The following is an 8,608-nucleotide window of genomic DNA, read 5'->3' on the forward strand; positions in this document are numbered from 1 at the left end:
AGTAACTAATCAAGGAAAATGAAGAAATATCGAAAGATATGCAAACTAATTGGTAATGAGGTAGAAACGAGGCAATTTGCATAAAACTGCTCTATTTGTAAAGGGTAGAAATATGCAGATATAGGCAAAAGTTCAGTTACTAAATCATTACCAAGATTGGGAATAGGTAACTAAATGCAGATGTAGGTAACTGAAATTGTTTCTCTCGTGTGTCTGTTGCTTTTGTCGGCAGTTTTTTGCATAAGTGAGGAACGCTTTAATTCGGGTAACTTTGCCCATAAAAATTAAAGCGTATGAAAACAGAAAAGATGAAGGTGTTGCTCTACCTCAAAAAGAGCGGAAAGGATAAGCAGGGTAAAGCTCCCATTATGGGACGTATCACACTTGGAAGGAATATAGCACAGTTTAGTTGCAAGCTATCTTGTGATATAGATTTGTGGAGTCCTCGTGAGAGTAGAATGAGGGGCAAGAGCCGTGAGGCGGTGGAAGTGAACGGAAAGCTGGATAGTTTAGTACTTTCCATTCAGTCCGCTTATCAAACATTGCTCTCCAAAGGACAGGTATTTACTGCCACGGACATCAAGGAGCAGTTTCAAGGGAGCGTACAATCTCGGTGTATGCTTATAGAACGTCTTGATAGACTTATTAGGGAGAAAGAAGAACACATTGGAATAGATATTAAGAAAGATACGCTATCTAATTATCACTCTACACGAAGCAATCTTCGCACATTCATCGAAGAGAAATATAAGGTGAAGGATTTAGCTTTCTCACAACTATCTGAAAACTTTATTTACGACTTTAGAGATTACTTCTTGGGGACATTAGGTTTTCAAGAGAGCAGTTTTTATGGTGCAGCCTCCCAAATAAAGACCGTATGCAGGTTGGCATACCGTGAGGGATTGGCTGACACCTTGTTGTTTGCTAATGCAAAAATAGCAAGAGGAGATAAGAAGCTACCCAAAGCTCTTGACAGGTGTTCGCTTGACAAACTAATGAACATACAGTTTGGAGAGTTGGAGGAAGAAATGGAAACCGCAAGGGACTTGTTTGTCTTTGCCTGCCATACGGGTGCAGCCTATTGCGATTTGATGGAGTTAAGCAGGTTGCAACTTGTCCGTGATGACGAGGGAAGTCTTTGGCTGAAGTTCAACAGGCAGAAGACTGGAGTACTTTGCCGTATCAAGTTGTTGCCCGAAGCTATCAGGATAATAGAGAAGTATCGAAGCGATGAAAGGGAAAGCCTATTGCCACAGATGAAATATGCCACCTATCAATCGTATCTTAAAGCATTGCGCCTAAGAGCCAGCATAGCCTTTCCCTTTACCACGCATACAGCAAGGCATACCTTTGCCACACTCATTACCCTTGAACAAGGAGTACCGATAGAAACGGTAAGCAAGATGTTGGGGCATAGCAATGTGAGTATGACCGAGCGATATGCAAAGGTTACGCCACAGAAACTATTTGTGGAGTTTGAGCGTTTCCTTTCTTTCACAGAGGATATGCAGATGAGTATTTAGCAATAGGCATATTAAAACTAAAATCATGATGAGAAGTACATTCAAAACACTGTTTTATATCAACAGACAAAAGACTAAAGTAAACGGTCTGACCTCCATACTCTGCCGTATCACGATAGATGGCAAGAACTCTGTCATTACCACAAACGAAGAATGTAAGCCCACAGAGTGGAACACGAAACAGGGAGCAACAACGGACAAGAAAATCAATCTTCGCCTGCAAGCATTCAGAGAACTGGTAGAGAAGACTTATCAGGAACTGCTCTTAAAAGACGGAGTGATAAGTGCTGAACTGCTTAAAAACAGATTGCAAGGCATAGCAACTTCTCCCACCACTTTGTTGGAGCTTAGCAATACAGAACTACAATCGGTAAGGGAAGGTGTGGGCAAGTCTAAGGCAGAAGGTACATATACTAACCTTTGCTATGCAAATAGGATGCTGTGCGAGTTTATAAAGGACTTAGAGAGTAAGGATATAGAAATCCGAAGTATAACGGAGGAACTGTTTGAGGAATACCGATTCTTTCTTAAAAAGAAAGGGTTGAAAGGGTCTTCTATCAACAATTATCTTTGCTGGCTGAGCCGCCTGATGTTCCGTGCAGTAAGCCACCGCATCATTCGTTATAACCCATTTGAACATGCGGAATATGAAAAGGTGGAAAAGGCAATTCGTTTTCTTAGCAAGAGTGATGTAGCAAACCTGATGGCAATGAAGATGTGTGATAGCGATGCCGAACTTGCAAGGCGGATGTTCATCTTCTCCTGCTTCACAGGTTTAGCCATTACGGATATGGAACACTTGACGTTTGGGCATATCAAGAGCGCAGCGGACGGACAGATGTATATAAGAAAGGAGCGTCAGAAAACAAAAGTAGAATTTATAGTGCCGTTACATCCCATAGCCAAGACGATTATCGAGCAGCAAAGGCAACTAAAAGCGGTGAAAGAAGAAGGCAATAACACGGATATGGATAATCGCTTTATTTTTCAACCTTATTGCAGCAGAAGTGTGTTAGCTGCGAAGTTAAGCATCGTAGGCAAGGCTTGTAGTATCAAGCAACGTTTGTCCTATCATATGGCAAGGCATACCTTCGGCACGATGTGCCTAAGTGCAGGTATTCCCATAGAGAGCATCGCCAAGATGATGGGACACGCATCAATTGCAAGTACGCAGATTTATGCGCAGGTAACGGACTGCAAGATTTCGGAGGATATGGACAGACTCATCGCCAAACATCAGGAAAAGAACAAAGAAAACGATACAATGGAAACGGAAGCTATTACCATAGGGACAATGACGATTGTCAACGCAAGCAGAAACGAAAGCATAGAGGAAACGGCATGAATAAAGAAGGCAGATTGCAGACAGGGACAGATTCTCGACAGAGCATAGCACGCAGCTATTTTGAATGGGGAAACGGTATGCAGGTTGTCCGCAGGGGTACAGGCGAAGTAGCCATGACCGAGGGCGAGCTTGCGAGGTTCTTTGGTGTGACATGGAAGAAAGTCAGTGGCAGTCTTCGGGCGATAACCGAAGAATCCATCCTGTCTCCAGATGAAAGGAATGCAGGTGAAAGGAAGATTGTTACAGATAAGGAGGTAAGGGGCTACGCACCGCTCTACCCACTACCGACAATCATCGCCCTTTCCTTTCAACTTGACTGCGTAGAAGCCCACCTGTTCAGAAGGTATGTGTGCAGTGAGTTGATGCGTCCAAGGAACTCTGTCATTCCTATCATCATATATGGCAGGGGTGTCAACAGCTGAATATGTACCAATCTTTTTTCTTTCATTGTTTTCTTACTACATTACTATAATATGAGATAAACCGATGAAAGAAAAAGGATTACGTTGTTGTCAGTAGTTGCTTATGTGTGTTACTACGATATGACTACATACTACCAACAAGTGAACGGAAAGAATATGTTTCTATTAACTATAGAATAGAGTCAGAGAGGGTTATGAACCTTCAGATATTTCAATCTATAAAATGGAGGAAACGGCATGAATACAAAGAACAAAGCACAGATAGAAGTAAAATTCCATCAATGCAAAGAGCGCAGTTATTATGAATGGGGCAGCAATATGCAAATCGTCCGCAAAGGAAATAGAGAAATTGCCATGACGGAGGGCGAACTTGCGAGGTTCTTCGGTGTAACGTGGAGGAAGCTCAATAATAGACTTCAAGAGATAATCCGCAATCCCAACCTGCACCCTGATGAAAGGTGTGCAGGTGAGAGGGTAATAGGCAGAGATAAAGAGTTGGCAGGTTATGCCCCCATCTTTACCCGCTCCCAATCATCATTGCCCTATCCTTCCAACTTGACAGTGTAGAAACCCACCTGTTCAGAAGATATGTGTGCAGTGAGTTAATACGTCCAAGGAATGCACTCGCCCCAATCATCATATATGGCAAGGGTGTCAATAACTGAATAATGTATCAATCCTTTTTCTTTCACTGTTATCTTACTATATTACTACAATACAAGATATATCGTTGAAAGAGAAAGAATTACATTGTATCAAACAGGTGTTTATGGGTGTTGCTATAATATGACTACATACTACTTAAATGAGAGTATAAAAAAGAGATTTTCAGTATTGCTTTGTTTTTAGACATTACTGCATACACAAATGTATTTACTTGCTTTATATTTTGCAAAAAGTCATCGAAGTTGCACAATTACAAGATAACTCATTAAAAAGTTTTGTGAAAATTTGGAGATATGGATTATTTTTCTTTAATTTGCAAAACTGAATATATATTAATTACTTAATAAATATCATACTTTTAGAATGGTTTTACTTTAATCAAGTAAACTCCTTAACCGTTCAAATCATATATTAACTAGTTCTTGAGGAGTGGACTAATAAATTATCAGAAATGAAAAAATTATTATCTGCGGTGTTTTTTCTTACACTTTGCTGTAGTGCTGCAAATGCACATCCTGTAAAGGTAACATTATCAAATGGACAAGTTGTTTACCTTGAGTCTGACAATTATCAGAGTGCTGCTGATATGATAGCAGATGTTATGAGGTTAGAGAGCCAAATTCATTAAATCTTTTAAATGCATAGATATTATTCTGCTTAATATCTATGCATTATTTTGTATTTGCAAAATTATGATAAGATCGTATTCTCTCATATTAGCCTTTATAATGAGTTGTTTTATTAATATGTACTCACAAACAGTAAATGGAGCTATGCCTTCTTTAACCTTGGTAAATAAAACAACGTTTGATTCTGCAAAAGTACAAATTTTTTATGAGTTTTCTTATTTGCAAGATTCTACAGATATTGCTAAACGAATCAATGGGCAAACTATGCTAACTATCGGAAAGCAAATCTGTGGTTTTTGTGATTATTTTTCGTGGAAAAATGATTCTATCAATGATGCTTATTATGAACAAGGACGTTCATCTGTTGAATACTTCGCAGCAGCTATGTCATTAGAAAAACCGACCTATACCTATCCTCTTGTTAAAGACATATCTAAAAAGGAGGCCACAATACAGATAGAGGGACTCGGCACGTATCAGTATACTCAGGCTTTACCAGTGATAAACTGGGAAGTTATAGGTGGTGACAGCATCATCAACAATATAAATGTGACTAAAGCCAAATGCAGTTTTGGAGGTAGAGATTGGACAGCGTGGTTTGCTATGGATTATCCCGTTCCTTACGGTCCTTATCTGTTTGATGGTTTACCAGGACTAATAGTTTCTATAAGGGACTCAAAAAATAACTTTTCGTTCAGACTTAATGGTATAAGAAATGTATCAGAAGGGATGCCTATTTATCTTCATAAAAACATCAAAATAATAAAAACAAGCAGAGAAAAGGCTCGTCAGGCTTACCGTAATGAGAAGGAAGATCCATTGCGGGCTATAAAGATAAATATGCCTGGTGTGATAATTCCACCCGAAACAGCAAAGACGATAAAACAAAAACCGTATAATCCGATTGAACTGGAATGAAAACCAGCCTACGATATATTTTACTTAGCCTATGTCTTTTTATTTCCTGTCTTATTTACGGTCAGGGGACAGAGAGTAATGTTCATGGTATCGTGACAGATGCCAAAAGCGGTGAACCCCTCATGTCTGTAAGCTGTCGAACATACGATAAGAACGGTAAGTTGCTTACTTTTGGAATATCAGATGTGGATGGTAAATATATGTTGCGGCTTTCTGCCAATTGTAGTTATGCAGAGTTCAAGTCTATTGGATATAAGGGACACAGGATAAGTGTAGCATCACTGCACGATAATTCTGATGTGGCTTTGGAACAAGACGCAGTTGCTTTGCAGGAGGTGATCGTTAATATCAAGCCGATAGAAGTTCATAAGGACACCATCAATTATAATATTGCAGCATTCAAGGATGTAAATGACAGAAAATTAGTAGATGTACTAAAGAAACTACCAGGTATAGAAGTGGATGAAGATGGAAGGGTTACCTATAAAGGTAATAGTATCAATAGTTTTAATATCGAGGGACAGAACTTATTAGGCAATAGGTACAATCAAGCTACAAACAGCCTTCCGATAGACGCTGTAGCACAAGTTCAGGTGATGGAGCATGACCACCCCATAAGAGCATTAAGAGGGAAGGTGCTATCGGACAAGGCTACACTAAACATCAAATTGAAAAGTGACTACAAGGCAAAAATGTTTGGAGAACTCAGTGCTGGTGGTGGATATGGAGACGAAGCACTGTGGAATGTAGGTGGAACAGCTGTGAGAATCGCACGTAAAAACCAACTTTTAGCGACCCTTCAGACTAATAATACAGGCAACAATCTCAACGAATATGCTAAGGAACATATAGACGTGACGGATATAGACAGTTACGAGCCTATTCCAAACAATAAGCTGACTACAGAAAGGCGGACTTTCCTGCCTATTGATGAGAAACGTTTTACATTTAATAAATCAATTTCTGCAGGTTTGAATCATTCCCATATAGTTGGGAAATATGGAAACTTTCGCTCCAATATCGTTTTTTATGGAAACCGTATTAACGATTCCGACAGTCTTGTAAACAAGTATGGAGGAAGTTCACCAGTTATGTTACATGAGATGGATCAGTCAACATTCAAAGACTGGGTATTGACGCCTATATTTCATTATGAACATAATGCACCTTATGTCTTCCTTATAGAAGAATTAACAACGAGCTTTGGTAAGCAGACAAATAACGGAGTGATTAATAGCAACTACGTGGGAATTGACAGCAAGACGAATGCAAGACCAATAACAGTACAGAACAAATTGCAGATGACACTGACATTAGGTAAGCAAATCCTTCAGGTAAATTCATTCGTACGCTACTATCGTAACCAAGAGAAATTGGTTTCTGATGATATTTCAGATAACCCCATTTATAATTTGGACGAACGGCTCCTTTCAAAAAGGCTTGTTGCAAGAAATAGTTTTTCAACTATTTTCAATGTCTGGGGCAATGAACTGCGACTGAAATATGCGTTAGAATACAGAAATAACGGTTTGCGAATCCAACAAGATAGATATGATAAGTATTTTTATGTCAAGAACAGCTTTAGCCCAGAATATACCATAAAGTACTCTCGTGGTTTTGTTTATGTAGCATTACCTCTGAACACTCAATCTTCACGTATGCAATGGCTTCCACATTCTAAGAATAATCGGTTTTATCTTACTCCTTCCCTCAGATGGTCTCACCATTTCAATTCTCAATGGAGGAGTATGCTAAGTGCAGGGGTAACAGATGATATTGCTGGAGAAGATCCGTTTTCTAGCTTCTATTTTTCAAACTACCGTACGAAAGTTTCTGGATTGGACAATCTTGGAAGAAATCTTAGCAAATCACTTTCAGCTTCGTTAAACTATACAAACATCATATCACTCTTCTCTTGGAATATGATGGTAACGTCGTCATGGCAGAAGTGGGATTTCTATAACTCTTATACTTATGATAACCAGTGGAGCAAAATCGATCCAATTTGGGAAAACGTGCGTTCCAACAGACTCTTAGCCCTTACTTCTGTAGAAAAAACATGGAGTAAAATTCGCTTATTCACAAAAGCGACAGTCAATTTCAATCATAGCGAACAACCATTTATACAGAATACTGTTGAATACAAGGCAAAGTCGAATATATTCTCCACATCATTATCATTGTCATGGACTAAATTATCATGGCTTCAAATCTATAATGATGCGACCTTCAATCTATCGTGGCAAGACAACGAACAATTTAAGTCGAGCAATTCACTTAGGAGCTATTATAATACTTTTCGTCTGCAAGTTCACCCAATCAAGAAACTAAATTTTGGCATATCTGCAAACAATAATATTATAGAGACAGAACCCAGTAAATATCATAGCCTGACTTTCGTAGATGCATCATGTTCTTATATCATTTCAAAAAGAATCGAGCTGACTGGCAAGGTCACCAATCTTTTCAATCAGACTAAGTATATAGAAGGTTATTATTCTGGTATCAATTACTTTTACTATGAACGTCCCTTACGAGGGATAGAAGGTCTTTTTTCGATTTCTGTTAATTTTTGAGTTCTTATTTTTGAAAGGATAATCAAGCGGAGCTAAGTCGAAATGACGGACATATTGGGATAGGCAAAGGATACCTTGATGCATATCTATGGGAAAACTACTTGCCCGAAAAACATTGGTTTCATTGATTGCAAACATTTTTCTTGCCAAGGTAATGACTATAGGATCACTCTAAAAGGCTGCGGATATCGGATGCTTACAATGAAACATCACCTATGTGCCTATATATTATAATTAGTCGTCCCTTAAAAACTATATTTCAGCATAAAGTTTGTACTGACAAGCTTTATGCTGATTCTTTTTATAAGGTACAAAAGAACTCTCATAGCTCTTTTGAAGTTATATGCTGCCGCAGCTAATAATACATTGATAGCATCTCCTTTCACACCTTTATAAAAGTTTCGAGATAATCGGTGGTCTGCTTTAAGATGTCCTATTGTTGGTTCTATACCTGCTCGTTTACAAAATAGTTTGTGTTTCTTTTTCTTTTGGTAGTAGCTGTCTTTAGCTTTAGGAACGTCTGGAATGA

7 protein-coding genes and 1 pseudogene are annotated in these 8,608 nt (G+C 38.8%); 7 read left to right on the forward strand and 1 reads right to left on the reverse strand.

The annotated features are described in order from the left end of the window. Positions 1 to 293: 293 nt before the first annotated feature. From F596_RS0110180 to F596_RS0110210, 7 genes and pseudogenes are all read left to right on the forward strand, one after another. Entirely contained in the window at positions 294 to 1,523 is a 1,230-nt protein-coding gene (locus tag F596_RS0110180; RefSeq protein WP_019036868.1) for a site-specific integrase, read from the forward strand. Between the two features lie 28 nt (positions 1,524 to 1,551). Then, on the forward strand, positions 1,552 to 2,868 hold the full coding sequence (locus F596_RS0110185) for a site-specific integrase (RefSeq protein WP_169495534.1): 1,317 nt from the start codon (positions 1,552 to 1,554) through the stop codon (positions 2,866 to 2,868). After that, positions 2,865 to 3,290 (forward strand): hypothetical protein, encoded by a 426-nt coding sequence (locus F596_RS0110190; protein ID WP_008448406.1) that lies wholly within the window; start codon positions 2,865 to 2,867, stop codon positions 3,288 to 3,290. The genes F596_RS0110185 and F596_RS0110190 overlap by 4 nt, the downstream gene beginning before the upstream one ends. Before the next feature lie 237 nt (positions 3,291 to 3,527). After that, positions 3,528 to 3,955 (forward strand): annotated as a pseudogene (locus F596_RS11200) (hypothetical protein). Between the two features lie 452 nt (positions 3,956 to 4,407). Beyond that, entirely contained in the window at positions 4,408 to 4,584 is a 177-nt protein-coding gene (locus F596_RS12060; RefSeq protein ID WP_019036870.1) for a hypothetical protein, read from the forward strand. Positions 4,585 to 4,648: 64 nt separating this feature from the next. Next, the gene (locus F596_RS0110205) at positions 4,649 to 5,503 is read left to right on the forward strand and encodes a GLPGLI family protein (RefSeq protein WP_019036871.1); all 855 of its coding nucleotides are present in this window, start codon (positions 4,649 to 4,651) and stop codon (positions 5,501 to 5,503) included. Beyond that, the gene (locus F596_RS0110210) at positions 5,500 to 8,079 is read left to right on the forward strand and encodes a TonB-dependent receptor (protein WP_019036872.1); all 2,580 of its coding nucleotides are present in this window, start codon (positions 5,500 to 5,502) and stop codon (positions 8,077 to 8,079) included. The genes F596_RS0110205 and F596_RS0110210 overlap by 4 nt, the downstream gene beginning before the upstream one ends. A gap of 245 nt (positions 8,080 to 8,324) precedes the next feature. Here the strand turns inward: F596_RS0110210 and F596_RS0110215 are convergent. Continuing rightward, a partial coding sequence (locus F596_RS0110215; protein ID WP_019036873.1) for a transposase occupies positions 8,325 to 8,608 on the reverse strand: 284 nt, incomplete at its 5' end.

The sequence above is a fragment of the Prevotella amnii DSM 23384 = JCM 14753 genome (genome assembly GCF_000378745.1).
Taxonomy (GTDB): domain Bacteria; phylum Bacteroidota; class Bacteroidia; order Bacteroidales; family Bacteroidaceae; genus Prevotella; species Prevotella amnii.